29 protein-coding genes and 1 other annotated feature are annotated in these 26,277 nt (G+C 47.6%); of the genes, 19 read left to right on the top strand and 10 right to left on the bottom strand.

Annotated features, from left to right (window positions below):
* Nucleotides 1-159: 159 nt before the first annotated feature.
* The 9 genes from yicI (at nucleotide 160) to ADU23_RS01355 (ending at nucleotide 9,110) form a co-directional block, all read left to right on the top strand.
* Nucleotides 160-2,481, top strand: coding sequence for an alpha-xylosidase (yicI, locus tag ADU23_RS01395; RefSeq protein ID WP_053372106.1), 2,322 nt, complete (start codon nucleotides 160-162; stop codon nucleotides 2,479-2,481).
* A gap of 208 nt (nucleotides 2,482-2,689) precedes the next feature.
* Nucleotides 2,690-3,460: a sugar phosphate isomerase/epimerase family protein gene (locus tag ADU23_RS01390; protein WP_053372105.1), complete on the top strand. Its 771-nt coding sequence runs from the start codon at nucleotides 2,690-2,692 to the stop codon at nucleotides 3,458-3,460.
* A 31-nt stretch (nucleotides 3,461-3,491) separates the two neighbouring features.
* The gene (locus ADU23_RS01385) at nucleotides 3,492-4,514 is read left to right on the top strand and encodes a Gfo/Idh/MocA family protein (protein ID WP_053372104.1); all 1,023 of its coding nucleotides are present in this window, start codon (nucleotides 3,492-3,494) and stop codon (nucleotides 4,512-4,514) included.
* Nucleotides 4,515-4,727: 213 nt separating this feature from the next.
* Complete coding sequence (locus tag ADU23_RS01380) at nucleotides 4,728-5,048, top strand: PadR family transcriptional regulator (RefSeq protein ID WP_053372103.1); 321 nt, start codon at nucleotides 4,728-4,730, stop codon at nucleotides 5,046-5,048.
* Nucleotides 5,045-5,602, top strand: coding sequence for an HAAS signaling domain-containing protein (locus ADU23_RS01375; RefSeq protein WP_053372102.1), 558 nt, complete (start codon nucleotides 5,045-5,047; stop codon nucleotides 5,600-5,602). The genes ADU23_RS01380 and ADU23_RS01375 overlap by 4 nt, the downstream gene beginning before the upstream one ends.
* Nucleotides 5,599-6,435, top strand: coding sequence for a DUF4097 family beta strand repeat-containing protein (locus ADU23_RS01370; protein WP_053372101.1), 837 nt, complete (start codon nucleotides 5,599-5,601; stop codon nucleotides 6,433-6,435). Before ADU23_RS01375 ends, ADU23_RS01370 begins: the two co-directional genes overlap by 4 nt.
* Before the next feature lie 140 nt (nucleotides 6,436-6,575).
* The gene (locus ADU23_RS01365) at nucleotides 6,576-7,265 is read left to right on the top strand and encodes a peptidoglycan recognition protein family protein (protein ID WP_082310958.1); all 690 of its coding nucleotides are present in this window, start codon (nucleotides 6,576-6,578) and stop codon (nucleotides 7,263-7,265) included.
* A gap of 235 nt (nucleotides 7,266-7,500) precedes the next feature.
* Nucleotides 7,501-8,349 carry a CAP domain-containing protein gene (locus tag ADU23_RS01360; protein ID WP_053372099.1) on the top strand — a complete coding sequence of 283 codons (849 nt, stop codon included), beginning with the start codon at nucleotides 7,501-7,503 and terminating at the stop codon, nucleotides 8,347-8,349.
* Nucleotides 8,350-8,471: 122 nt separating this feature from the next.
* On the top strand, nucleotides 8,472-9,110 hold the full coding sequence (locus tag ADU23_RS01355; protein WP_053372098.1) for a 3D domain-containing protein: 639 nt from the start codon (nucleotides 8,472-8,474) through the stop codon (nucleotides 9,108-9,110).
* 71 nt (nucleotides 9,111-9,181) lie between these two features.
* On the opposite strand, the gene ADU23_RS01350 is transcribed toward ADU23_RS01355, so the two are convergent.
* Entirely contained in the window at nucleotides 9,182-10,006 is an 825-nt protein-coding gene (locus ADU23_RS01350) for a polysaccharide deacetylase family protein (RefSeq protein WP_053372097.1), read from the bottom strand.
* Nucleotides 10,007-10,149: 143 nt separating this feature from the next.
* Between ADU23_RS01350 and ADU23_RS01345 the strand changes: the two genes are divergently transcribed.
* Complete coding sequence (locus ADU23_RS01345) at nucleotides 10,150-11,043, top strand: fumarylacetoacetate hydrolase family protein (protein ID WP_053372096.1); 894 nt, start codon at nucleotides 10,150-10,152, stop codon at nucleotides 11,041-11,043.
* Nucleotides 11,044-11,122: 79 nt separating this feature from the next.
* The gene (locus ADU23_RS01340; RefSeq protein WP_053372095.1) at nucleotides 11,123-11,932 is read left to right on the top strand and encodes a (2Fe-2S)-binding protein; all 810 of its coding nucleotides are present in this window, start codon (nucleotides 11,123-11,125) and stop codon (nucleotides 11,930-11,932) included.
* A gap of 71 nt (nucleotides 11,933-12,003) precedes the next feature.
* Here ADU23_RS01340 and ADU23_RS01335 read toward each other — a convergent pair whose 3' ends face one another.
* Nucleotides 12,004-13,266, bottom strand: coding sequence for a methyl-accepting chemotaxis protein (locus tag ADU23_RS01335; protein ID WP_442950641.1), 1,263 nt, complete (start codon nucleotides 13,264-13,266; stop codon nucleotides 12,004-12,006).
* Nucleotides 13,267-13,784: 518 nt separating this feature from the next.
* Between ADU23_RS01335 and ADU23_RS01330 the strand changes: the two genes are divergently transcribed.
* Complete coding sequence (locus ADU23_RS01330) at nucleotides 13,785-14,192, top strand: hypothetical protein (protein ID WP_053372093.1); 408 nt, start codon at nucleotides 13,785-13,787, stop codon at nucleotides 14,190-14,192.
* A 116-nt stretch (nucleotides 14,193-14,308) separates the two neighbouring features.
* Here the strand turns inward: ADU23_RS01330 and ADU23_RS01325 are convergent, their stop codons facing one another.
* A complete protein-coding gene (locus ADU23_RS01325; RefSeq protein ID WP_053372092.1) occupies nucleotides 14,309-15,220 on the bottom strand; it encodes a TIGR03943 family putative permease subunit in 912 nt (303 codons plus the stop codon).
* Nucleotides 15,217-16,254: a permease gene (locus tag ADU23_RS01320; protein WP_053372091.1), complete on the bottom strand. Its 1,038-nt coding sequence runs from the start codon at nucleotides 16,252-16,254 to the stop codon at nucleotides 15,217-15,219. The genes ADU23_RS01325 and ADU23_RS01320 overlap by 4 nt, the downstream gene beginning before the upstream one ends.
* Before the next feature lie 117 nt (nucleotides 16,255-16,371).
* Nucleotides 16,372-16,630, top strand: a binding site (T-box leader).
* Nucleotides 16,631-16,700: 70 nt separating this feature from the next.
* Here ADU23_RS01320 and trpS point away from each other — a divergent pair.
* Nucleotides 16,701-17,690, top strand: a complete 990-nt coding sequence (trpS, locus tag ADU23_RS01315) for a tryptophan--tRNA ligase (RefSeq protein ID WP_053372090.1) — start codon at nucleotides 16,701-16,703, stop codon at nucleotides 17,688-17,690.
* Nucleotides 17,691-17,724: 34 nt separating this feature from the next.
* On the opposite strand, the gene ADU23_RS33090 is transcribed toward trpS, so the two are convergent.
* A complete protein-coding gene (locus ADU23_RS33090) occupies nucleotides 17,725-17,901 on the bottom strand; it encodes a DUF5325 family protein (RefSeq protein WP_176707833.1) in 177 nt (58 codons plus the stop codon).
* A 133-nt stretch (nucleotides 17,902-18,034) separates the two neighbouring features.
* On the opposite strand from ADU23_RS33090, the gene ADU23_RS01310 reads away from it, so the two are divergent.
* Nucleotides 18,035-18,256: an alpha/beta-type small acid-soluble spore protein gene (locus ADU23_RS01310; RefSeq protein WP_053372089.1), complete on the top strand. Its 222-nt coding sequence runs from the start codon at nucleotides 18,035-18,037 to the stop codon at nucleotides 18,254-18,256.
* A gap of 133 nt (nucleotides 18,257-18,389) precedes the next feature.
* Here the strand turns inward: ADU23_RS01310 and ADU23_RS01305 are convergent, their stop codons facing one another.
* Complete coding sequence (locus ADU23_RS01305; protein ID WP_053372088.1) at nucleotides 18,390-19,376, bottom strand: metal-dependent hydrolase; 987 nt, start codon at nucleotides 19,374-19,376, stop codon at nucleotides 18,390-18,392.
* An 87-nt stretch (nucleotides 19,377-19,463) separates the two neighbouring features.
* Here ADU23_RS01305 and ADU23_RS01300 point away from each other — a divergent pair, with 87 nt between their 5' ends.
* Complete coding sequence (locus ADU23_RS01300) at nucleotides 19,464-19,772, top strand: hypothetical protein (protein WP_053372087.1); 309 nt, start codon at nucleotides 19,464-19,466, stop codon at nucleotides 19,770-19,772.
* Here ADU23_RS01300 and gerQ read toward each other — a convergent pair.
* A complete protein-coding gene (gene gerQ, locus ADU23_RS01295; protein WP_053372086.1) occupies nucleotides 19,769-20,356 on the bottom strand; it encodes a spore coat protein GerQ in 588 nt (195 codons plus the stop codon). The genes ADU23_RS01300 and gerQ overlap by 4 nt on opposite strands.
* Nucleotides 20,357-20,393: 37 nt before the next feature.
* Complete coding sequence (locus ADU23_RS01290) at nucleotides 20,394-20,816, bottom strand: cell wall hydrolase (protein WP_053372085.1); 423 nt, start codon at nucleotides 20,814-20,816, stop codon at nucleotides 20,394-20,396.
* Nucleotides 20,817-21,056: 240 nt separating this feature from the next.
* On the opposite strand from ADU23_RS01290, the gene cyoE reads away from it, so the two are divergent.
* The gene (gene cyoE, locus ADU23_RS01285; RefSeq protein ID WP_082310957.1) at nucleotides 21,057-21,935 is read left to right on the top strand and encodes a heme o synthase; all 879 of its coding nucleotides are present in this window, start codon (nucleotides 21,057-21,059) and stop codon (nucleotides 21,933-21,935) included.
* A 25-nt stretch (nucleotides 21,936-21,960) separates the two neighbouring features.
* Nucleotides 21,961-22,566, top strand: coding sequence for an SCO family protein (locus ADU23_RS01280; protein ID WP_082310956.1), 606 nt, complete (start codon nucleotides 21,961-21,963; stop codon nucleotides 22,564-22,566).
* Here ADU23_RS01280 and ADU23_RS01275 read toward each other — a convergent pair.
* Both ADU23_RS01275 and ADU23_RS01270 read right to left on the bottom strand, forming a co-directional pair.
* Nucleotides 22,563-22,934, bottom strand: coding sequence for a toprim domain-containing protein (locus tag ADU23_RS01275; protein ID WP_053372083.1), 372 nt, complete (start codon nucleotides 22,932-22,934; stop codon nucleotides 22,563-22,565). The genes ADU23_RS01280 and ADU23_RS01275 overlap by 4 nt on opposite strands.
* Before the next feature lie 394 nt (nucleotides 22,935-23,328).
* Complete coding sequence (locus ADU23_RS01270) at nucleotides 23,329-24,489, bottom strand: MFS transporter (protein WP_053372082.1); 1,161 nt, start codon at nucleotides 24,487-24,489, stop codon at nucleotides 23,329-23,331.
* A 161-nt stretch (nucleotides 24,490-24,650) separates the two neighbouring features.
* On the opposite strand from ADU23_RS01270, the gene ADU23_RS01265 reads away from it, so the two are divergent.
* On the top strand, nucleotides 24,651-25,100 hold the full coding sequence (locus ADU23_RS01265; protein WP_053372081.1) for a hypothetical protein: 450 nt from the start codon (nucleotides 24,651-24,653) through the stop codon (nucleotides 25,098-25,100).
* Nucleotides 25,100-26,263 (top strand): transglutaminase domain-containing protein, encoded by a 1,164-nt coding sequence (locus ADU23_RS01260; RefSeq protein WP_231637285.1) that lies wholly within the window; start codon nucleotides 25,100-25,102, stop codon nucleotides 26,261-26,263. The genes ADU23_RS01265 and ADU23_RS01260 overlap by 1 nt, the downstream gene beginning before the upstream one ends.
* The last annotated feature ends 14 nt before the right edge of the window (nucleotides 26,264-26,277 follow it).

Below are 26,277 nucleotides of genomic sequence, written 5' to 3'. Positions count from 1 at the left end.
TCCTGTGTTTGATTCATGATGAATAGCATCTGAAGAGGCATATCGTCAGAATAGTGCTATAGATGAGCATGATTTTGTTAGATTTATGCGATTAACTATCAGTATAATGCAATTATATAAGAAAGCAAATAAAACAAAACAGGAAGGTTGGTTCAGTCCATGAAATTTACAGACGGCAACTGGCTCATTCGTGATGAATACAAAGTATTAGGAGCAGTACAGGTCCATGATTTTGAGCAAAAGGAAGGAAAACTGACGGCTTACGCCTCTCCGCAGCCAATCGTAACGCGCTCTAATATGCTCGATACGATGCTGTTAACGGTTCATTTTCATTCTCCGCTGCCAGGCATTATCGGCGTGAAGCTCGTGCATAACGCGGGAGTAGTGGAACGCGGTCCGGCATTCGAGTTATCCTCGCAAACCGGCGATCATGTCATTATTGAAGAAAACGATGAAGAAGCCGTTCTAACAAGCGGCAATTTGAGCGTTCATATCCGTAAAGGCCCGGTATGGGCAGTCGATTTCTACCGCGGCGGCGAACGCATTACGGGCAGCACGCAAAAATCGATGGCTTACATTAAAGAAGACAATGGCAACACGTTTATGCGCGAGGAACTGGATGTTGGCGTTGGCGAGTGGGTGTATGGCTTAGGCGAGCGTTTTACGCCATTCGTTAAAAACGGCCAGGTCGTTGATCTTTGGAACAAGGATGGAGGCACAAGCTCCGAGCAATCCTACAAAAACGTACCTTTCTACATCACGAACAAAGGCTACGGCGTATTCGTCAATCACCCGGAGCTCGTTTCGTTTGAGATCGCTTCCGAGAAAGTGAAGAAGGTACAATTCAGCGTTACGGGCGAATCACTCGAATATTTTATTATCGACGGTCCAAGCATGAAGGATGTGCTTAACAAATATACCGATCTGACAGGCAAGCCATCGCTGCCGCCGGCATGGACGTTTGGTCTATGGCTGACGACGTCATTCACGACAAACTATGACGAAGCGACGGTTAATTCCTTCGTTGACGGCATGGCTGAGCGCGATCTGCCGCTGCATGTGTTCCATTTTGACTGCTTCTGGATGCGCGAATTCCACTGGACGGATTTCAAATGGGATGAGCGTGTTTTCCCGGACCCAGTCGGTATGCTTGCCCGTTTGAAAGCGAAAGGACTCAAAATTTGCGTTTGGATTAATCCTTATATCGCGCAGCGCTCGCGCTTGTTCGAGGAAGGCAGACAAAACGGCTATTTAGTGAAGAAAGCAAACGGAGACGTATGGCAGTGGGATTTGTGGCAGCCGGGCATGGCGCTAGTTGATTTCACGAACCCAGCGGCTTGCGAGTGGTACGCGAGCTACCTGCGCGATCTTGTAGACATGGGCGTAGACAGCTTCAAAACGGATTTCGGCGAGCGTATCCCAACGGATGTCGTTTATTCAGACGGCTCGGATCCGATGAAAATGCATAACTATTACACGCAGCTTTATAATAAAGTGGTGTTTGAAGTGCTGGAGGAGAAGCTAGGCAAAAACGAAGCGGCTTTGTTCGCGCGTTCCGCTACTGCCGGCGGTCAAAAATTCCCTGTTCACTGGGGCGGAGATTGTTATGCCGATTACGAGTCGATGGCGGAAAGCCTTCGCGGCGGCTTGTCGCTGGGCATCTCAGGCTTTGGCTTCTGGAGCCACGACATTGGCGGATTTGAAAATACGGCGCCTGAGCATGTATTTAAGCGTTGGCTCGCTTTTGGCTTGCTTTCGAGCCACAGCCGCCTGCATGGAAGCAAATCGTACCGGGTGCCTTGGGCATATGATACCGAAGCGGTTGACGTAACACGCTTCTTCACGAAGCTGAAATGCCGCATTATGCCTTATTTATTTAATACGGCTGTTCAAGCAACCGAGCTTGGTTTGCCTTCGATGCGCGCCATGGTGCTTGAATTCCCGGAAGATCCGACAAGTGAAATTCTTGATCGTCAGTATATGCTGGGCGACTCCTTGCTCGTAGCTCCAATCTTTAATGAGCAAGGCAACGTGACTTATTATTTGCCAGCGGGCAAATGGACGCATCTGCTGTCCGGCGAAATCGTAGAGGGCGGATCATGGCGCAAGGAGAACTATGATTTCTTCAGCCTTCCGTTATTTGTACGCCCGAACTCGATTATTGCGCTAGGGGCAAATGATGTTCGTCCAGATTACGACTATGCGGACGGCGTATGCCTAGAGCTGCACAACCTTGAGGATGGCAAAGCGGCATCTACGATCGTTCGTGATGTAAAAGGCGCGACTGAACTTACGGTAACGGCAAGCCGCCAAGGCGGAGCGATCTCCGTCAAAGTCGATGGAAGCGGCAAACCATTCTCAATCGCGCTCAAAGGACTTGGAGATATCGTCTCATTAGAAGGTGCGGAAGCTGAGATAAATGGCAATACGGCTAAACTATCACCTAGCGCTAAGCAATTGGCGTTCACGATTAATATTTAAGGAAGGGGAGAGCAGCTCTGTCACGGCCCTATGCTGGCGATATCGGAGCTGCTCTTCTTTTTTTAGCCCGTAAAACAAGCATTGACCAAAATCGCATAAGAAAAGGCTAATAAAACAACTGTTTTTCGTATGAAACTGTCGATATAATGAAAGGCGTAAGGCAAAATCAAATACATCAAAAATAACAAATATAAGGAGTGCAGCTCACATGACAAGAATGAATGTTGGTTTGCAGTTGTACACATTACGCGACGCTACGGCGCAGGATTTTGAAGGCACGCTTCGCAAAGTTGCCGCAATGGGCTATGAAGGCGTAGAATTTGCCGGCTACGGAGATATCAAAGCAGAAGCGATGCGCGATTTGCTTCAAGAACTAAACTTGAAAGCAATCGGAAGCCACATCGGCTTGCATCTTCTTGAAGGCAACCTTGAAGAGGAAATCGCTTATCTTCAAACGATCGGCGCAAAATATGCGATCTGCCCTTGGCTTCCAGCCGAAGCTCGCGATACGGAAGCATGGCGCGGCCATCTCGTCAAATTTGAAGAGTATGGAAAGCGTTTCCGTGAAGCTGGCATTACTTTCGCTTACCACAACCATGAATTTGAATTTGAAGTGGAAATCGACGGTCAAATCGTATTCGATGCATTGTACGAGCGCATTGCTCCACAATACTTGCAGGTTGAAATGGATATCGGCTGGGTGCAATATTCCGGCGTAGATCCGCTTGCTTACATCGCAAAATACGCTGGTCGTTTGCCGCTTCTTCATTTGAAAGATTTCCGCGGCGGCGAGAAAGGCCAGCAAATCGATACGGTTGAGCTAGGCCGCGGCGATTTGCCGCTTCTGCCAATCATCGAGGCTGCTTCGCAAGCATCCGTTGAATGGATTATCGTTGAGCAGGATACATGCGCGAACCCGCCTCTTGAGGCCGTGGCAGAAAGCATGGAATGGTTGAAATCCAATTTTTTAAACAAATAAATTAATCTAGAATAGGCAGGGGAAAATCATTATGTCAAAAGTTCGCGTAGCAGTTGTAGGTTGCGGTTCTATTTCTAAATATCGCCACATTCCGGAATATGCAGCTCATGAAAATGTTGAGCTTGTAGCTTTCGTAGATCCGATTATCGAGCGTGCTGAGCATTACGCTAATCTGCATGGCGGCAAAGCTTTTGCGGATTTTGAAACAATGCTTGCAGAAATTAAACCGGATGCGGTAAGCGTATGTACGCCAAACGCGCTTCACGCGCCTATGTCCATTACTGCAGCTAACGCTGGCGCTCACGTGCTTGTTGAGAAGCCGATGGCTGTTACAGACGAAGAAGCGGAAGCGATGATCGAAGCTGCTAAGAAAAACGGCGTTCATTTGATGGTTGGCCACAACCAACGTTTCATGCCGCCGCATGTTAAAGCTAAGCAAGTGCTGCAATCAGGCATCCTTGGCAAAGTACTTACATTCCGCACATCGTTCGGCCACCCAGGACCGGATGGCTGGAGCATCGACGGCGCGAACAGCTGGTTCTTCCGCAAGCCGGAAGCGATTATGGGCGCAATGGGCGACCTTGGCGTTCACAAATCCGATCTTATCCGCTGGATGCTTGACGATGAAGTTTCCGAGGTTGCTGGTTTTGTTGGCACGCTTGACAAAAAAGGCACGGAAGTTGACGATAACGCATCCTGCTTGCTTCGCATGAAGAGCGGCGCAATCGGCACCCTTGTAGCAAGCTGGACTTACTACAAAGGCGAAGACAACAGCACGATTCTATGGTGCGAGAACGGCGTTATGAAAATCGGCACGCACCCTGACGATCAAGTGATCGTTGAACTGCGCAACGGTACGGTTGAGAAGCATAAAGTAGGCGCAATCTCGACTAACGACAAGCAAGAGACTAGCGGTGTTGTTGATGCTTTCTTGGAAAGCATTCTAACGAACACTACGCCTGCTGTAAGCGGCGAAGACGGCCGTGCATCCTTGAAAGTTATTTTGTGCGCATTCGAATCACAAGCGACTGGCAAGTTTATCAGCGTAAACTAATTTTTATCGATACCTCCGAGAGGCTGGCGAGAGCCGGCAGCCCGGAGGTATTATTTTTTACACACTATCTTGTATTGCAGAATAGTATGTGGTAAATTATACAAAACAGCGAATTCGCGCACGATGCTATACTATAATAGTGAATAGTGAGTTATGCTTCATAGTGGAGCAGATGAGGCAGGATAACTTGAATTCACTAATGGAGGACAAGAAATGAACATTCAGTTTAAAAAGGGCGTGCTTGAAGTATGCGTGCTTGTTCTGGCTACAAGAGGGGATCGCTACGGCTATGAGCTGGCAGTTAAAATATCCGAGAAATTCGAAGTAGCAGTTGGCAGCGTCTATCCGCTTCTTAGCAGATTGACACAGGATGGCTACTTCTCTACTTATTTGAAGGAATCAACCGAAGGGCCTCCGCGAAAGTATTATCATTTGACACCGGAAGGCTGGAGCCATATGCGCCAGCTGATCGCGGAGTGGGAAAATTTCACAAGAGCCGTAAATGAAATCGTAGAGGAAGGACTAAAGCCATGACGACAAGAGATCGATATATGATGGAGCTAGAGAGCATGCTTTATAAAATACCGGAGCCGCAGCGTAAAGAGTGGCTGTATGATTATTATATCCATTTCCAGCAAGCGGTGGAAAATGGCCAGAGCGAAGAGGATGCGGCCCGCGAGCTGGGAGATCCAAAAATCATTGCAAACGAGCTGCTGCTTGGCTACCGGGTAGGCCAGGCCGAGACGAATAACAGCTTCGGCAAGCTGTCCCGTGCGGTGTTTGCGACGGTAAGCCTGGGACTATTCAACATTATTTTCATATTAGGCCCTTACTTGGCGCTAGCTGCTGTATTAATCTCATTATGGGCTACCGCTGCTGCACTCGGGATTGCAGGCGTAGGAATCGTCGTAGAGAGCATATGGAACGGGACGTTTACACTTCCTCAGGCTTTGACGCTAGGTTTGATTACGACCTCGCTTACGATCTTGCTCATCATCGGCTTGAAGGCTCTAACGGCTTCCTTCTATAAGATGACTTTAAAATATTTGAAATTCAACACAAGAATCGTAAAGGGGAATAACAAATGAAGAAGCTAGCAGCTTTCGCTTTAATTATGCTGGGCGTTGGGGTGCTCTGTGCATTTTTTGTTTTTGGCAAAAACGATTTGACGAAGTTTAAAGGTGATCCCTATTTGCTGGAAAAGACGGTTGATGCCTCATCTCTTAAATCGATTTATGCGAAGACGGATACGTTCAGCGTGAATTTTGTACGTGGCACCTCGGATGATATTCAATTGCGGCTCGAAGGCAATGCCAGTGCCCAATATAAAGATAAAATAGTGCTAAAAGCAGATCAGAAGGGCGATACGCTTTATATTGAAGGCAACACCAAAAACAGCTTCACCTTCGGCATCTCGATTATTAATTTAAAGCTGACGATAGAACTTCCAGAGAAGGTGTGGGATACCGTCGATATCAATACGGACACCGGCAATATTACGATTGAGCAGATGGAAGCGGAAAACTTAAAGTTGAAACTCGACACCGGTAATTTGAAAGTGTCTAACTACAGCTTTAAAGAAATCCTGTTTGATACGGACACCGGCAACGTTACCTTTACGGATGGCGTAGGCAGTATCAAGGGCGAAACGGATACCGGCAATATACGCATAGAAAATGATGAGCTTCGCGGTGATATTGCTTTGGAATCGGACACCGGCAATGTGACCATTAATGTAGACAAACAACCGCAATCAGCTGCTATACACATTCAGAAGGACGTAGGAAGCAGCAAGGTTGAATGGGCGGGCTTTACCGATACCAATGACTCCAAAAGTATTATAGAAGGAAAAATCGGAAACGGAGATATTCAGATTGCTGTTAAGTCTGATGTAGGCAACGTGAAGCTCGGCAGCAGATAACGAGCAGACAGCGCCTATCCGCATTTATAGGAAGCAAGCTACGGGTAGTAACCGCAGCTTGCTTTTTTGCTTGTCTGCCGTTTCGGGCCCATTGCGCACCGCATATGATATTGCAATGAGTTTACAGAAAGGGAGTGAACATGATGGCTGTTGAACGCAAATACTTCCGTAGATTCACGTTTGCTGAGTATGTGGATTACTTAAAGCCATTCGTATCACAGGTAAAATTCTCGCAGGTCCATGTGCATGGCACATGGAAGCCGACGATAGCTGATTATCGCAAGGCGAGCGATAAAATGAAGATCATACAGGCGATGTGGCGTTTTCATGCGATCACGCAAAATTGGGGCGACATCGCGCAGCACGCGACCATAGATCCGGACGGTTATATCTGGGAGGGACGCTCCTTGCTCGAAGCGCCAGCTTCGGCGGTCGGCTACAACGACCCGGATAACGATCGCATCCATCCGTTTATGTTCGAAATGATCGGAAATTTTGATGTCGGCGCTGAAAAGCTTGAAGGTGCTCAATTGGCTACAGCCGTTAAGCTTACAAGCAGCATAATGACGATGTGGAAGCTGCCGGAAGCTCAAATTAAATTTCACCGTGAAATGAACCCGGGCAAATCTTGTCCAGGAAGCTCGGTTAACAAAACATCCTTCCTAGAGCTTGTTCGTGATTGGAGGAATGTTGACATGAGTCCAGCGGACGCGAACAAAATTATCTCTAATTGGTTGTCGCCTGCATGGTTTGCCGCCAGCTCCAAAGCGGAGCGCGACGAGATACATCGACTGGCAAATGAGCTGCGAAAAGCAAGCGGTCAACTCTAAAAAACAGCTAAAAACGGTCATTAGCATATTCTCATAAAGCAGTAATGGTGCTGTTTTGCAAGCTATTTTTCGTCTATATCCAGTTTTTGTGTCATGAAACAGCCAAAACCCCATGGTAAGATAAGTGGCGTCAGGAAGAACAACACGCAAACAAAACGAACGTGCAGCTGATAAACAGCTCAGCCCGCAGTCGTTGAGTTAAAAAAAACTTATCTTATTATAGGAGGAATTATTCATGAAGATGCAACCAATACGTGTAGGTGTCGCAGGCATACTAGCAGCAACAGTAATCGGCGCAGGCGTAGGTTTTACGGCTCCAACGGCAGGTGCAGCACCGGCTGTGAAAACATACTCCACCTTTCAGAACTGCCCTGTTAGCATTAACACGATTAACCCAGATATGATTAAACAGATCGCAGATAAATATGGCATAGATCTTAGCAAGCTGCTAAATGGCGGTACGATTCAATTCCCGACTGGCGGAGCTAATGGAAATACAGGCACAACTAATCCGGGAACTGGTACAGGCACAGTAACAAAACCTGGCACTGGCACTGGTTCGGGTACGGTAACAAAACCTGGTACAGGCACTGGCACAGTTACGAAGCCTAGCACAGGTACAGGCAGCGGCTCTGGCACTACAACGAAGCCAGGAACAGGTACTACAACTAATCCAGGCACTTCAACTGGAGGCAACACTGGAAGTGGTACTACGACAGGCACATTCCAAACTCAAGTATTTGACCTAGTTAACCAAGAACGTGCGAAAGCTGGATTGTCGGCTTTGAAATCAGATGCTTTGCTTACGAAAGTAGCGACAGAGAAAGCAAGAGATATGGATGTAAACAACTACTTCAGCCATACTTCGCCGACTTACGGCTCGCCTTTTGATATGATGCATACTTTCGGAGTAACTTATTCCTATGCCGGCGAGAACATTGCTTCCGGTCAAAGATCGCCGCAAGAGGTTATGACTGCATGGATGAATAGCGCTGGTCACCGCGCGAACATTCTAAGCCCTAACTTCACGAAAATCGGCGTAGGATATGTAAACGGCGAGTGGGTCCAAGAGTTTACTGGTTAATGAATGCTGACGCATGAACAAACGGCCAATGTTAAGGGCGCTTGTCGCCCTTAACCATTTTTTTTACAATAACGCTACCGAGGTTGGGAAACGTCGGAAGAGCACAGGAGGATTTACCCCCAATGATTAAAAAACGTACATTAGCAGCAGCAGTAATCGGATTATCCGTCATGATGGCGGCAGGCACGGTTAACGCGGCATCAAAAACACATACATCGACAGACAATGATACATTCTGGAAGCTTTCCAAGCAATATAGCGTACCCTTGGATACTTTGATGGAAGCGAATCCAAAAATCGACCCGCTTAATTTATATAAAGGCTTGAAGGTTAACATCCCAACCACAGAAGCAGAAACGGCTAAGAAATCAGAAACGGTGGCTGCCGCTGCCGCTGATTCATCGAAAACGGTCAAAGCCATGAATGGTAAAGAATACGCTTACTCCAAAGCTTTGCTTGTACAAGCTACTGCTTACACATCAGCAGCATCGGAAAATGGCAAATGGGGAGCAGTCGACTATTTTGGCGATAAGCTTAAAGTAGGAACAATTGCGGTTGATCCTAAAATGATTCCGCTAGGAACGAAGCTTTATGTTACCGGCTATGATTATAACGGTTTGCCGCAGGGCGGTATGGTTGCAACGGCAACCGATATCGGAGGCTCCATTAAAGGCAACCGTATCGATATATTTGTTCCAGGCGTTTCAAGCCAAGCCATGTCATTTGGCATTCAAAACGTAAAAGTGTTCGTTTTAGAATAGATGGTTGAACAAAAGAAGGAATCCGCTGCAATCAGTGGATTCCTTCTTTTTTTGTTATGTTCCGGCAGCCGTTATCTGGCTGCGTCTTGTCCTACCAGCTCAGGCAAGGTTACGAGCTCATATCCTTTGCTTCGCAGCAGCTGAATAAGCTTGGGCAGCGCGTTAAGCGTGCCAGCCAAGCTTTGGCCGGTACCTCCGCCAGCATGCTGTAGCACGATTGATCCTGGCTGAAGCGTTTTTTTTATATTTTTTAAAATTGCGGCGCTGCTGGGGTTGTTTTTCCAATCTACTGAATCTACGTCCCAGTTCACTACGGTAAAGCCCGCCTGCTTGCTCCACTTCACCTGCTGCGGCAGCATTTCGCCATAAGGCGGACGGATAAAATGCGGGGAGTAGCCGACAATGTTTTTAATAATCGTATCCGTACGCCAAATTTGTTTTTGATAATTCGTTAACGAAAGCTTCGACATTACGGCATGGTTATAAGAGTGGTTACCAATAACATGCCCTTCATTATGTATCCGCTTCACGATCGAAGGGTGTTTGGCTGCACGTGTTCCAACAACAAAAAATGTGGCGCAAACCTTATAATTTGCTAATACATCCAATATGGCTGGCGTGTACCTAGGATCGGGGGCATCGTCGAATGTTAGCGCCACCCGCCTCGTATGGCGGGGTCCGTTAGTGAGAAAAGCATTAGGGTACTGCTTATGTAGACGAACCCATGACATGTCGGCCGCTCGCCGCTTCTTATCGTCTTTGGCCGGATGAGTCTCGGCTAGCTTCTGCCCGCTGGCAGTTGCGACTGCTTGCTCCGCTGTCACATTAAGCAGCAAGCAGCCGATTAAAGCAGTGCTAATTGTAGTCAATCCTATTTTGTTAACAACGTTACGCATGCCGTATCATTCCCCGCAGTCGATAGTAATCAGTCGTGCCGCTATTTTACCCATGTGCTTGCCTTTCATGCGCTTTACAATAAAAAAGCAGGGGCTTAAGATAAAATAAGATCTTATTTAACCATACGAAGGAGAGCGCTAAAATGAAGCTGCTGCACTATAAGCATTCGGATCAATTGAGGCTTGGCGTTAAGATTGAGGAAGGAATTATCGATGTTGCGTCTGCATCACAAGCTTTTGGAATAGCTGCCCCGCAAACCATCGAAGAGGCTTTGGCAAGCGGCGAGGAAGCGGCAGCTCAGCTGGAGACAGTGATGAAGCTTGTTTTAAATGATGCCGATCGTTCCTATTTGCTTGAGGAAGCAAGCCTTTCCTTTGCGCCGGTGGTAACAAATCCACAAAAGATCATATGCGTAGGCTTGAATTACCGCAAGCATGCGGAGGAAACGAAGGCTGAAATTCCGACCTCGCCGATCTTATTCAATAAGTTTGCAAATGCGCTTAGCGCTCACGGCGGCTCGGTCGAGCTGCCGCTTGCCAGCGATGAAGTCGACTACGAGGCAGAGCTCGCGATCATTATTGGGAAAACCGCCAAAAACATTGAAGAGGCAGATGCGCTCAGCTATGTATTCGGATATAGCTGTGCCAATGATTTGTCTGCCCGCAATTTGCAGCGCCGCACCTCGCAGTGGATGCTGGGCAAAAGCTGTGATGGATTTGCGCCGATTGGGCCTTATCTCGTTACGGCAGACGAAGTGCCTAATCCCGATGGGCTTTCCATTTCCTGCAGCGTGAATGGCATACAAAAGCAGCATTCCAATACAGCGGATATGATATTCTCTTGCCGTTCGATCATCAGCTACATATCGAAGCACATGACTCTTGTTCCCGGCGACGTTATTCTCACAGGAACGCCTGAAGGCGTTGTGATCGGATATCCGAGAGATGAGCGTGTTTACTTGCAAGCTGGCGATATCGTTTCCGTTCAAATCGAGAAGCTTGGCGAGCTGACCGTTACGATGTCAAAGGCTAATTGATAATCATTGTCGGTCACGGTATAATGAAAGCAATTGTTAAAAATGGTACAGGGGCTGGCGAGAGAGGGCGAGTAAATCAATGAATGATGAAATGCTTACGCTGCTTGAGAGCAGCTTTAATCTAACGGTTAACAAGCCGGAGGAGCTCGTATTCAGCTGCTTGGCATCGGAATTGCTGGATGAGAACAAGATGAAGTCATTATTAGAGCTCTATACGCCAATGATAAAAGGAACGGAACCCTCGGTAGGAGAAGTGTACATGGCTGGCTGGTTCAGAGGACCGATGCTTGGCTTGATTTATACGCTGTCCGCTTGGAACAAAGTTCCGGACTTGTCGTTGGATAATTTGTCGGCGCAAATTTATAAAGCCTATTATAATGAAGAACAATATTATGAGGTATCTTTCCTTATGCATAACGCGGATCTGATAGCAGCGCCGGAGCAAACGGATGATAGCACGGAATGGGCGACAGAGAAGCTTATGATCTTTTTTGAGCATACCGTCCGTCCCGTATTTGAAACAATAGCCAAGGCGGGAACGCTAAACGCGGGTATGCTGTGGAGCCAACTTCCAACCTCGCTTGCCTACTACCATGAGCGGCTGATGAATGGGGAAGATAGCGAGCATGTAAAACAAGCGGCCGAACGGATTTTTGGAATAGTGAAATCGCTCGAGGGCGCTGTCTTTGGCAGAAGCAAAAATCCGCTCGACGTCAAATTCCGGATGACGGAGTCGTTAGGCGATCCTGATAAGCAAGTTAGATTGAAATCGGCATGCTGCTTATATTATCTTGTGGAGGACGGAAATTATTGCTTTACTTGTCCTAAAATCAAGGAAGATGTTCGAATCGAGAAGCGTGCAGCTTACCGCTCCAAGCAGCAAGCCTAATAAAAAGACCATGATCTCGCCGCAGTTAAGCGGAGGATCATGGTCTTTTGTCTTATGTACTGTCCCCAATATTACTTCATTTTGAAAACGCTGATCGTTCTGAGCAGCTGAGCCGCCATCGTCCGCATCCGCTCGGTCTCCTCAACGACCGCTTGCACGGAAGCGATTTGCTCGTTCATCGAAGCAGAAACCTGCTCGGTGCCTGCAGCGGACTGCTGCGTAATCGCGGAAATATTTTGAATCGCTCCGGAAATTTTACGCGCGCTTTCGAGCATCGCATCGCTTTCCTGGGAGAATACAAAAATTTTATCCGTAATGAACTGAACGCTTTCAACAATTTCGGTAAAGACGACTTCTGATTCCTTAATATGCTCGGTTTGCAGCTTTACGACTTCTTCGTTTGTCTTCATATTTTTGATCGTTTGCTTGATGCCTTCGTCAATGCTCTTCACAAGGTTAAATACTTGTTTGGTTGAAGCGCTTGATTCCTCGGCAAGCTTGCGCACTTCCTGTGCAACGACGGCAAAACCTCTTCCGTGCTCTCCTGCTCTAGCGGCTTCAATCGAAGCGTTCAAGGACAAGAGATTGGTTTGTTCCGCAATATCGGAAATCGTTGTCGTGATGGCGCTGATCCCTTGTGCTTTGCGGGCTAGCTCTTCTATGGTTGCGGATACTTTCTCGGTAGCCTCAACGTTGCGGCGCATGCCGTCAGCTTGTACATCAAGCGCTTTCATACCTTTATCTACGAGCTGAAGCGTTTGTTCGGAGCGCGTGTTCATCTCTTTTGTAGAAGTAGCGTAATCGGACACCTTTTCTTCGATCTCCGTAATGGACTCGCTCATTTCGGATACATCCTCGGAGATTTCATTAGCGCCGGTTGCAAGCTCATTGGCAGAGGCAGCGACCTGCTGCATCGCAATTTGGATATTATTATTTTTGTCAAAAATGCTGTGGCTCGTATCGGACACGTGACGGATAATGTTAGACGTTTCCGTTAGGATGTCGCGCAGCTTATCGATCATGCTGTTAAAGGAATGGCCCAGCTCACCTAATGCGGAAGAGGAGTTGGTGTCGATTTTTTGGGTGAAGTCACCCTTGGAAATACGTAGCGCTGTTCCTTTTATTTCATCGAAGGAATTATTTATTGACCTTTCAATGAAAGAAACGAACGGCAGGGTAGCGATTGCCATAATGATCGTAACGATTATGCCTGCAATAATGGAGCCGCCTGATACAGATAAAACGAGAAGCATAATGAGGGCAAACACCGCTAAATTAAGGTAGGAAGTGATCAGCAGCTTATTGCGCACAGAAAGCGAATAGTACCATTGGATCATTATGAAAACGCTCCTTTTATTAGATTATCCATATTATAGCACCCGTCGCGAAATTGGTCTATAATTGTCGATTCATAAAAAATAAATAATAATAGCGCGCGCAATAGCCTTTTCGGAAAATACCAAACATATTTTCGGTGTAACAATATTTAGTCAATGATACTATTATCGGTAATTGATAGTTATTTTGTTTATTTTTATTTATCTTTCGCAAATGGTTCAATGATACTAGCGTGTGCGCGGAAAGGTTGAGCAATAGGCCAATATATATGTTTATACAACAATCAAAGCTTTTGTTGACTGAGGAATCGCCTGCTTTTTTTGAGGATCATTCAAAAGTCTTATTTTATTATGTATAATAAAGGTAATATATTGATTTTAAATGTCAGAATATTTATAATTTATTAAAATAAACGAAATATTTATGTTGTAAATGATAGAAAAGGACTATATAATATGCGTTGAGACCTATATGGAAACTCATTCCTAATTAACTACTAAGGAGGGAAAATAGTATGAAGCTGGAATACGGATCGCTCGCCCGTCAAGTTGAATTTGTGTTTCGTCAGCTGGAGGGGGAGCTGACGAATGCAACCGCAGGTACTGTATTGATTCATGTCCGTAACAACGCGGTGGGGAAGTTCGGCGTTAGGCATCATCCGATTGAATGCAAAAATGGAAAGTTTGAGGCTGTAGACAAAGGTTTGACTGCCGCACAGGTACAAGCCTTTAAGCAAATGGCAATTGAAGCGCTCAAGTTTCGAAGCGAATGGACACATGGCGAAATTTTATACGATTTCTCCGTACGCTCAAGCGCAAACACATGGTCAGCAAGTATTTTGTTCGAATCCAACTACAATATGGCCAATTGGAACGCACGCTTTTCTCCCCGAAAAAATGAGCTATGGGATTCGCAATTATAATCAGCCAAATCGATTTGAACAGAATGAATAGAAAAATAGCGGTACAGGGGATTAGCCCTGCACCGCTATTTTTTTTATTCTGGTTGAACGAGCGTTAGATCGAGCAAATGCCCAACCTAAAGGCCAAAATCAAAGTCAGGATACACATAAGGCGATTCTGGCGCTTTTATTCTCGTAAGCTTGACTGCCTCAAGTGCAATAATCTCATTATCCAGATAAGTTGAGGTCGTAAATTCTCCTCTAACCGACACCCATTCATCATCCGCATAATCCATCGCTTTTGGCCAAATGATCATTAATCCGTAAGGCAGCGCGTCGGCAGAGCAGCAGCTCATGGCAAAGCGGCTGACAGCAAAACGATCCTTGCCCATATCCTCCTCGCGATAAACAAAACCCGTTATTTCAATCTCCTTGCCGATGAAGGCTTCTCGGTACAGATCAAGCGTCGTTAACGTTTCAATAAATTGTTTCTCCGGAACGGAAATAAGCGGCTGCTTGTAAAGCTTTTTGCCGTATGCAGCATGGTCCGCCGTATACTCATCAGAAGGAAATAAGGTTTCGCTGCTGCCTGTATTTGGATTTTTTTGTACAGCAGAAGGCGGCGGGGTGGATTCCGCTTCGTGGATAGCCGGCGAAGGAGAGCTTGGCGCGGCAGCGCGTTCGATCGAGGAGTTCCCCGAGAAGCTAACTCCTTTTTTGGCTGCAAGCGCGCTGCCAAGCGTTCCGGTCGGAACAAGGAAGCCTAGCAGCAGCGGGAAAATAAATAATCCGTAAATCATAATATTTTTGAATAGGGAGGGTGAATGCTCATGCTCGCAATCGCAGTCCGGCACTTGATTGCCAAGACGCTTTTGGAGCGCCGCATAGACTTGATAGATGGCTGCCGCATAAAGACCGATCGCCGACAGCTTCACATAGAGCTCCATTCTTGGAGCGATGTATAAGATCATTTCGCCAGTGCGGTCCAAATAGACGATAAACATGGCAAAACCGGTTAATATGGCAGCGCGTATAAGATGATGTGTCATAAAAGGAATACCTCCGTTATCCAAGCTCCGATAAGGGTCAATACAGCCGTTAAGGCAATGAGGACAAGCACAAATTTAATTCGGAATGTCGTCAGCAGCATAAGCGTGTTTTTCAGGTCGATCATTGGACCGAACACAAGAAAGGCCAGCAGCGGCCCCGCGTCAAACATGCCGGTAAACGATGATGCAATAAAGGCGTCGGATGTGGAGCAAATCGATAGGATAAAGGCAAAAGCCATCATAAATAAATAGGAGTATAAGGGCTGATCTGCAAAAGCGTTAAACGTGCTGCGGTCGATCGCTGTCTGTAGAATAGCCGTTAATAAGGCGCCGAAAATCAAATATTTTCCCATTTCAAAAAACTCATCCGAGGCATGGGATAAAATCGAGGCGACTCTGCCGCGAAATCCTTTGGCTGTATGCTCGTGATGGTGGCGATGGCTATGGGTATGCCCATGCTGTATCATTTGGAACGGCGAGGCTGCGGATGCTGCTTTGAGCGGACTGCTTTTCATGAATTTATAAAGGAGTAAGCCGACAACAACCGATACGGCAAAGGCTAGTCCCATTCTTGAATATGCCATCGCGGGCGTTGTTCGAAATGCAGTGAATGTTGACGCGTATACGATCGGATTCACAATGGGGCCAGCAAGAAGGTATACGATTCCGATATAAGCGGGCATCCCCTTGCGAATAAGGCGGCGTACGACCGGAATCATGCCGCATTCGCAAAGCGGGAACAAGAGTCCAAGCAAGGCTCCGAATAATACGCCGGCTATCGGATTTTTTGGCGTGAATTTGCGGATATGCTCGTCGGTAACGAATACTTGAAGCAAAGCGGAGAACAGCACGCCGAGCAGGATAAACGGAAAAGCTTCTAATATAATGCTTATGAATAAGATTTTGAAGGACTGCATATTCGCGGCACTAAACAGATGCAAGGGCAGCTCTCGATTCGTTATGATGAGCGCGATCATGATCAGGCATCCAACCCCAAGCAGTGGCGTGCCATAGCGCAAAATGAATTTCATCATTAGAGTGATCCTCTCTTTTATGTAATTATTACGATTAGTATAGCTTATGCATTAATTGCCTACAATAGGACAACTATTTGTGCGCTTGACATTCATGTTTACAACGGTATAATCGTTGTAAATGCAATGATGGGAATAAGTAAGCTCGATTGAATGCGTGCAGAGAGCCGGTGGTAGCTGCGAACCGGTGCAAGCGTCGATGCTGAATGGGCCCCGGAGCCGATGAACGGAAACTGGCAGCAGCCGCTGCCGAAGATGTTTGTACGGAAGCTCCCCGTTATGGAGCAACAAGGTTTATGGGCTATTTGCGCTTCGTTTCTATAAAAGAGCGCACCATAAACGAATTAGGGTGGCACCACGGTCCCTCGTCCCTTGCGGCGGGGGATTTTTTGCGTTTTTTTAAGCCGAATTTTCGGTAATCAAAAATGAAAAGGGGTAGAAGTCGCATGAAAAAGGTACTTTCCGGCATTCAGCCAAGCGGTCAGCTTACGCTTGGAAATTATATCGGCGCGATGCAAAACTTCGTAAAGCTGCAGGATACGGAGGAATGTTTTTTTATGGTGGTGGATTTGCACGCCATATCGGTGCCACAGGACCCCGCTGCGCTAAGGGAGCAAACGGAAGCGGTAGCCGCTTTATTTATCGCTGCTGGAATCGATCCGCTTAAGGCGAACGTGTTCGTTCAATCGCATGTGCGCGCGCATGCGGAGCTTGGCTGGTTGCTGACGACGCTTACCAACATGGGCGAGCTGGAGAGAATGACGCAGTTCAAGGATAAATCTGAAGGCAAAGATTCGGTAGGCGCTGGCTTATTCGTATATCCGGCGCTGATGGCAGCCGACATTTTAGTTTACAATGCTGACCTGGTACCGGTAGGAGATGACCAGAAGCAGCATTTGGAGCTGACGCGCGATTTGGCGCATCGCTTCAATACAAGATTCGGAAAGTACTTTACGCTTCCTGAGCCTTATATTCCGAAAGTAGGCGCAAGAGTAATGTCACTGGACGATGCTAGCAAAAAAATGAGCAAAAGCAATCCTAATGCCGGCAGCTTCATTGCTTTGCTTGACCCGCCGGACGTTATCCGCAAAAAAATTAGCCGCGCGACAACCGATTCGGGCCGCGAAGTGAAATTCGATCCAGCGAGCAAGCCAGAGATCAGCAATCTGATGAGCATCTACTCGCATTGTGCGAATATGACGATTGAAGAGATCGAAGCCCGTTATGAGGGACAAGGCTATGGTCCGTTCAAAAAAGAGCTGGCGGAGCATGTCGTTTCGGTTATCGAGCCGCTGCAAGCCAGATATAATGAGATTCGCAGCTCGGGCGAGATTCATCAAATCTTAAAGCAAGGCGCTGAGCGGGCTTCCGTTATTGCAGATCGCACGCTTGCAGATGTGAAAGAGCTTATGGGCTTCCTTGCTCCCCGCAGTTAATAAAGCTTAAAAAAATGAAGGCTGACGCTTGGCGTCAGCCTTGTTTTTTTCGCCGCAAGCGAGCCTTCACGATAAACCCGGCTCCGATGGTAAAGAGGCTTAATAAGCCAAATAATAATACGAGCCAGCCATTATAGCTAATGGAAACGGCCATCGCGCTCATAAATAAGATGGCAAGTACCGAAAAGAACAGGGATAGCGGTTTGGACACGATGTTTTCTCTCCTTAACAAAACGTCAATATAATTTAAAATTTTTCAGAATAGTTTCCCCAAGGGTGCACATAATAAGCTTGCAAGCTTGCAACACACATCAAAGTGCAGAGGACGAAAGGAGAAATACATTATGGCAGGAAGAAACAACAGAAGCAATCAACTTGTTGTTCCACAAGCTAACCAAGCACTACAACAAATGAAACTTGAGGCAGCGCAAGAACTAGGCGTGCAAATTCCTCAAGATGGCTACTACGGTAATGTTTCGACACGTGATGCAGGTTCCCTTGGCGGTTACATTACGAAAAAGCTAGTCCAAATTGCTGAGCAACAGCTTTCTGGCGGTTCCCGTTAATCGTTTCTAATACAATGATGAATTGAAGCCCCAGGCTTGCCTTGGGCTTCTTTGCTATTGTAAGCTCTATTTAATCGCAGGGCAAAAAAAGAAAGCCCCTTTATTTTGCATCAAAGGGCTTTCGACGTCAATGTCAATAAGTATCCATACGCAATCGTTTCATTAAGCGCTCATCGCTTAGCCAGCCTACATAGGAACCGATCGTTTCATAGCTTTTGTTCATGAGCAGGACGCCGACAAATGGGTATTGCTTGCGATGCCGATACCGAACGTCGCACCATCTGACCTCATAGCCCCATTCATGCTCGCGAACATCTGCACAGGCGAAGCTTGTAAAATACAAAAAGGATCGTATGGCGGGATCATTTTTGGATTTCGCGACGGCCGGATGGTCTGAGCAATGTACCCGGTCTAGCCACTTCAAAGTGCCGTTGCGTAAATTGCCGATGACGAAGCCGCCATTTTTTACTTGCTTGACAACGTTCCATATCGTAAGCGATATGGTCGGTATCGCGATGTAGACATCGCCCTCATGGTACTCGGCATCAAGTGTTTTCATTTTTTGAACGGTGCTTTTGGCTGTGTGCGTCCGCCATGCGAAATACACAGCTAGAAACAAGTACATGAGCGGAAATAAAAAAGCGGGATTTGCTAAGCCGCCTGCCCACATTAAAATAGCAATGACATGCACCGTAAAAATGATGGGATCAAAAATATGGATGATGTTCCATGAAATCCATTTATCCGTAAAAGGCCGCATCGCTTGAGTGCCATAGGTATTGAACAAATCGGTAAATACATGCACGCAGACGGCGAGCAGTACCCATCCTCCAATATGAAGCCAAGGCAGGCTGCCGCGGTAAAACAATTGGAGAATGCCGGTAATCAGCAACGTCCATATGGCGATTGCGGGCAAAGAATGAGAAATGCCGCGATGATTGCGGATATAGACGGCATTTCCTTTTAGGCGAAGAAGACCATCCAAATCCGGCGCTTGCGATCCAACAACCGTGCCGAGCAGCACGGCTGTTTGAATCGATGGATTAGCTGCTACTACAGGATCGATGGCCGCGAGTCCGGCGAGTCCGATGCCCATAACAAGATGTGTGCCTGTGTCCATGTCGATTCCTCCTAAATCAAATGATTAGGTGTAGTATCGACGGAGCGGGGGAACTTTATCAATGATAGCAAAAGGAGACTGAAGGCAATGTATATTTGTTTTGCGGAATACCGGATTTCCGAGGAATGGCGGGAGCAATATCTTATTTATACGAACAAGCTGCTCGAAGAAGGCCATGATGTGCAATTATATGAAGGAACAGATCAGCCCGGCCTATTCGTGGAGGTATGGAACGCGGCAAGCGAGGAGCAAGCGGAGCAAATCAAAAAAGAACGCTGCAATGAGCGTTCTCCTTGGTTCCGGGTATCGGAGTGGATCGTTGGCGGACCTGCGAAGCTGCATATCTGGACATTTAAGCCGGCACATCCGAGCAGCAGCGCGGCATCACCCGATTAACGGCTGGAATTCGCAGTGCCGATTGTAGCCATGCCAAGAGGAGTTGAGGAGTTGACTACGCCGCCTTGGAAGGGGTATTCATAAGCGATTGGCTCATCGAAGGTGATATAGTCCAAATTAAGCGTCAAAAGTAAGTAACGCATACCGGTTGTCGGATCGCTGATGATGATGTGATCGCGTCCGGCAGCCTCGATGATTCCTTTGAAGATCTTGGCATTCCATTCACGATTGTTTTCGTATGTCATATAGAACGTTGCCATCTTTCCTCGGTTTAAGCGCAAGATGTTTTCTACATAAGATTCCTCTACCGCCGGAAGCGTAACGATATTGCCGCCAGATGGCGTAACAAAAGCGCCGCTTGGCACGGAAGCGGGAGGCATTTGCTGCATTTGCATTTGCTGCATCGGCATTTGTTGCATAGGCATTTGCTGCATCGGCATCGCAGTTGGGAACGGCGCTGCCTGACCAGCTACAGGAAACGTAGTTGCTTGCCCGGCCATAGGATAGCCATACCCGCCGAAGCCTTGTGTTGGACCTACATTTGCCGGACTTACCTGATTTTTGTAGCCATAACCGTTAGACATTTTAAATTTCCTCACTTTCACATCTTAGAAATTGAATTTAATAAACGGCAGGACAATCTCCTTGCGTAGGAACAAAGAAGCAGTGCGCTTTATATCTTCCGCTGTTGCCTTGGTCATACCATGTGTCAGGGCAGTCGCCTGCTGGACGGAAAAACCATAGCGCGTTTGAAGCTGGGCGTTGACGCTCGCCATTGATGACTCGCTCCGCCAACCGAATATCCTTATCGCGTGCACTTTGGTAAAAGTAACCTTTGGTCGTCGCCTCGAAGCCGCCTGGGCTTTGGTATACCATATCTGGTATGGATCGGATGTTTCTGAAGTCCAAGCAATTACCAAGTACGCGGTTTACGCCGACATTGCCAACCATAAGCATCCCGAGCTCGCCTTCGCCTTCAGCCTCTGCGCGCATGAGCCTGGCGAGCATGTTCGTATCCGCGGAATTCGTTTTAATGACTGCCATGGACTTAACGGTTCACTTCCCTTCGCATACATTAGATAGGTTTGATGCGCGGAGCGACATAGGCATCAAACTATATAGCCATAGTACTCGGCGCCCACCAAAATGGTTACTAAATGATTTGTCACAATTTGCGTGGCAAAATGATGAACAAAGCCGTCGAACGTTGTCATTGCATTCTTTTTTCGGTATGATTAAAAACGATTCATCAATGGATGATAGACGCCACAGGCGTCTTGTCGCATAACTCGGGAGGCTCGCTTCGTGCTGAAAGACTTAATTGCATTGACAAAACCGCGGCTACTTCGACTTAATGTGTTTGCTGCGCTAGGTGGCTTCTTGGTTGCTTCTAAATGGGACGTTGATGTCCTATTGCTCATATGGGCGCTAGTCGGTTCAACCTTGACGATAGCGTCGGCCACCGTCATTAATAATTATTGGGATCGGGAACTCGATTTGAAAATGGAGCGTACGAAGGATCGCGCGCTGCCAACCGGTCGGATGCAACCAGGGACGGTATTGCTTTACGGAATTATTTTAGGAGTCGTGGGACTGCTCATCTTGTTCGCGCTTGTAAATCCGCTGTCGGGCTGGCTTGGGCTGCTCGGATGGTTCGTGTATATCGTGATTTATACGATGTGGCTGAAGCGGACGTCGACATGGAGCACGTCGGTAGGCGGAATCTCAGGCGCCATGCCGCCTGTTATCGGATACTGCGCGGTAACCAATGAGATTGACGCTGGGGCTTGGATCTTGTTTGCTTTGTTGTTCCTATGGCAGCCAGCTCATTTCTGGTCGCTTGCGATTCGCAGAGTAGAGGAGTACCGCGCGGCAGGTTTTCCTTTGCTGCCTGTCGTGAAGGGAATCAAACGGACAAAGCTGCAAATGATTCCTTACATTTTGCTGCTGCTGCCAACTGGAATCTTCTTTTACACGTATGGATACGTAGGCATTTATTTTCTAATCATATCGATTCTGGGAGGCGGGGTATGGCTTGTCCATACGCTGCGCGGAACTGGTGCCAAGGATACGGAGAAATGGGCCAAAACAAACTTTCTTATCTCGGTCAATTATTTAATGATCATTTTTATTGCCATGATTCTTAATACGACGGGATCATAATCATTGCTTTAAGGAGTGGACGGGCGTGGAATTTGTAAAAAAGCATAGCTTCAAGATAGCCGTTCTTGCGCTATGTGCAGCTATGGGCATTTATTTATTTATAACATACGGCATGCCGGAGAAGCAGACGCTTCCAATCGAGATGGCAGCCCCGGCTTTTGAGCTGTCGGACCTTGACGGGAACGAGGTTACGCTCGCATCCACTAACGGCAAGGCGCGCATCGTTTATTTCTACTTTGCCAATTGCCCGGATGTATGTCCGCCGACGACCTTCCTGCTCTCGCAGGTACAGGATCAGCTTGAGGCAGAGGGCAAGCTCGGCACGAAGGCTGAGCTCATCTCCATTACATTCGATCCGGTTCGGGATACGCCGGAGGTTATTCACGACTTTGCAGAGCGCCATTTTGCCGATTTTAACGGCTGGCGGTTCCTCCGCGGCGATGAAGCGAAGACGATGCAGCTTGCCAAGGACTTTGGCGTTGGCGTAATCAAAAACGAGGATGGCTCATTTATGCATACGAATGCGATTACGATTGTCGATAAAGACGGCCAAATACGCAAATGGATCGATGGCAGCAAAGAGGAATTGACAGCTGACCAAATCGTAGCGGAGTTAAACAAAATCCTTTAAAATTCATCTTTGCTCCAAATCGAAGCGGGACTCTGCGCAGGGTACAAAATATGCGCATCGAGCCCCGCTTTTTCTAATTGCTCGATTAAATATTCCAGAGGCGTGTGCTCGACCCCGGAGTAGCCTCTGCGGGTGTAAATATGTTCAGCATCGGGAAAAACGTCGCGCAGCAGGTAGCGAATTCTTTTGCCGGAGGAATCGTTGTCGGTAAAAATGTAAGCTTGATCATGCCCCACCTGCTTGCGAAGCTTGTCCAGCTGCTCGGAACCGGGCGTGCCGAACGTGCAATAAATCGGCACATCGGGATGGAGGACGCGCTTTAGCCGCGATTTGTCATTTTTTCCTTCTACGATTATGGCGATATTCATTGTAGTCACCTCGGGTAAGTGATTAGTGGCAGGAAGCTAGCTGCGTACGTATAGTTTACCACCGATTTTCAATTTTACCGATAGCCGAATGGTTTGGCGACCAATAGAAAAAGCCTGCGCGGGGCAGGCTTTTTCTCATTTGCTAATATAAGCAAGTGCACGCAATGATCACGAGAAGGATAAACAATACGAGAATAATGCCAATATTAGATAAGCCATTGTGTCCACAACCGCGATTTTCGGAGCTTACATGTCCAGACATTTATGGAGTCACCCCTTTTCCTTTACGTAAGAACGATGACAGCCTTCAGCTAATGCCTGCTTCCCAACTGGTCATCTGCCATAATGTATCATATGTACCTACGAGAGATTAGCCCTGTGCATATACCCACGCCTACGAAAAATGGGTTCGGGAGGACAGTGAGCGCGAAATGTGAAAGGGCAGGACGGTTACGGCGATCATGAGCGCGATAAATGCGATGTAATAAGGCGAAATATGGTCCCGAACTTGTCCGGCGGCCATAGGCCCGATAAATGCGCCTACTGAGAAAGCGATGGATAATACAGAAAATGTTCGCCCGTAGCGGGCTCCGCCGCTAAGCTCAATTAACAGCGTTGACAGCGCTGGCAAAATGACTCCTTTCGCCATTCCGACCAAAAGCAGCATAACCGTGAGCGGCACAGGCGTGTCGGAGGCGATGCCAAAATAGATAATGGCAAGAATCAAGGAGCCCCATATGGTACGCTGATAGGCGGAAACGCGGTTCAGGAAGAGCATGCTCAGCGTAACGAGCGCCCCGATGCTTACTACCGAAAATAAGAGGCCGGTCGTCATCATCGCTTCTTGCGATTTGGCGAGCAGCGGCAGCTCGAACGAGAGTATGCCTTGAGCGCAGCTCACGGCAACCGGCAGCAAGAAGACAAGCCATGGGATAGGGGTAGCTTGCTCTAGCGTAAGCTTCTCCTTTTTCACTTTGCTCGCTTCAACGGCTGCCGGTTCCACTTTAGCTCGAATATCCTTTATGAAGAAAAGCGCGCAAACGGATGTAACGATCAGAACCCAGCCAAGCAACGTAAATGCGGTCGCAAACCCGATTTTGGCAACGAGGTATGCTCCTGCCGCAGGCGATACGACGGATGCAAGCGTATGAACAAGGCCATTGCCTGCCATGAGCTTTCCTTGCTGCGTTCGGTCGCTCGTAATTCTGGCCAGCAGCGAGAGACACGCAGGCGACAGAAATGCCAGCACAAAGCCGCTTATGGAGCGAAGCAGGAGCAACTGCCAAGGATTGGTCACATGCGATTGGAAGAGGAGCACGACACCTGCTGCCATGAGACTGAACACGATAAAAAATCTGCTGCCGTAACGGTCAACGCCGAAGCCCGCGATAAGATTGCCGGGCAAATGCGTAATGGAATACATGCCCATCATAAGTCCGATAAAGGAAGGGGCTGCGCCTAAGGAGATAGCAAAAGGCGTTAAAATCGGGTATTGCGCATGCAAATCGAAAAAGGCGATAAACAGAAATAGATAGAGCCAAACAGCGGTTTTCACAGGGCTGCCCTCCTTGCCAAATACATACTTATATACTTGTACGTTTCTATGGGACAGGATATGTCTGGATAAAAAGGGGGCGAGCGTTTACGCCCTAAATTTCGTAGGTTATAATATTTTGTAATGGCATTTTGTACGAGGTATAATGGAGGGGATCAGGTTTGGATTTTTTGAATTTTTCTACCTATGATTTGGATACGTGGACAACTTTTTTCAAAGAACATTGGCTAGTGCTTGTCATTGCGCTCATCGTGCTATTCCTTATCGTCAGAATCGTGAAAACCGTCTTGAAATGGGCGATCGTTGCAGCAATCGTGCTTGGCATTGTCGTGTACAGCGGCTATAGCATGGATGACCTGAAGGCGATCGGCACAACCGCGGTAGACACGTTGAAGCAGGAAGCGGTTAATGCCATGGTAGGCGAGGCAAAGGACGCTGCCTTCGTGACGAACTCGGATGGAACCTTTACGGTAAAAACGAAAAACGTTGAACTTACCGGAGAGCCGGGTGCGAGCGAGGTTTCCGTATCATTCCGGGGAACCGAGCTTGGCAAATTGGATGTTAACAGTGCGATTCAAGCCTTTATCGACCAAGCGAAGCAGAATGGGTAATGCTTATGACGAGCTGGGATCAAATGTTTAGAGAGCTTGAGCCTATTGCCGTTATTGTACTTTTGCTTCTGCTTGGCTCTCTTGTACAAGGTTTGCGGAGGGGCGCGTCGGGTTCTGCGAGGCGTCTTTTCTTTTTTGTATGGGAGGGCGTTGTCTTAGTCGCTTGTTTGGCGCTCGCAGCGCAGCTTACAAACCGACTATCTCCCGTCGTAGCGAAGTGGTTGATTAAAAGCGTGAAGGTACCCTTGCATGAGCTTAGCGGCTTAGAGCAAGCATGGTTTACTTTCCTCACGAGCATGCGGGATTTTGCACTGCTGCGCTACTGCGTCTTGTTTCTGCTTGGGTATTTGCTGCTGCGTACAATAGCCTCTTTTCTGGAGCCTATCGTTGCTCGCGCGGTGGAAGGTATGCTGCGCGGCAACAGGGAAGAGCGGGCAGACGGCACGAGGGGCAACAGAATCGCAAGCCGCGCTGCCGGCGCAATCATTGGGGCAGCGCATGGCGCAGGACGTTCATTCCTATTTGTTGCTTTGTTGTTTGTTTATGTGTCCCTTATTCCAAACGGCTGGTATGTCGACAAAATATCCGAATCGCAGATTTACAGCAAAGCGGCCGCATGGCTCAGACCGGTTGCTGGCGATGTTCTTGCCGGCCAAGGCCCCGTGCTGACCAAAGCTGTAGAAGCACAGTTCCAGCAAATTTTACAGCGCAAATATGAGATTATTGATTATGCCATTCCTGAGGATATCGAACAGGCCGCGCTTCATGTGACAAAGGATGCGGTTTCGAATGAGGATAAGGCACGCAGCCTTTACGAGTGGCTGGGCACAAGAATTGCTTACGACTATGATAAAGCCCGTAATTATGAGGAACAGGGTATTTGGAAAGAACAAACTCCGCCCGAAACTTTTGATACGCGCAAAGGCGTATGTATAGATATAGCTCGTTTATATGCGGTAATGGCTAGATCGGCAGGTCTTGAAGTGCGAGTCGTAACGGGCATGGGCGCCGACGGTCGCGGCGGTTTTGGCCCGCATGCTTGGAACGAAGTGCGTATTGGTGAAGGCGAAGGAGGCTGGATTCCGCTGGATGCCACTTGGGCAAACGCAGGGGATTGGTTTAATCCGCCGTCATTTGATGATACTCATATTCGTGACGCATAGCGAAGCCAGGAGCG

Source organism: Paenibacillus sp. FJAT-27812 (assembly GCF_001273905.1).
Taxonomy (GTDB): Bacteria; Bacillota; Bacilli; order Paenibacillales; family Paenibacillaceae; genus Pristimantibacillus.
The sequence above is the reverse complement of the archived record's forward strand: the minus strand, read 5'-3'. Positions and strand labels throughout refer to the sequence as shown.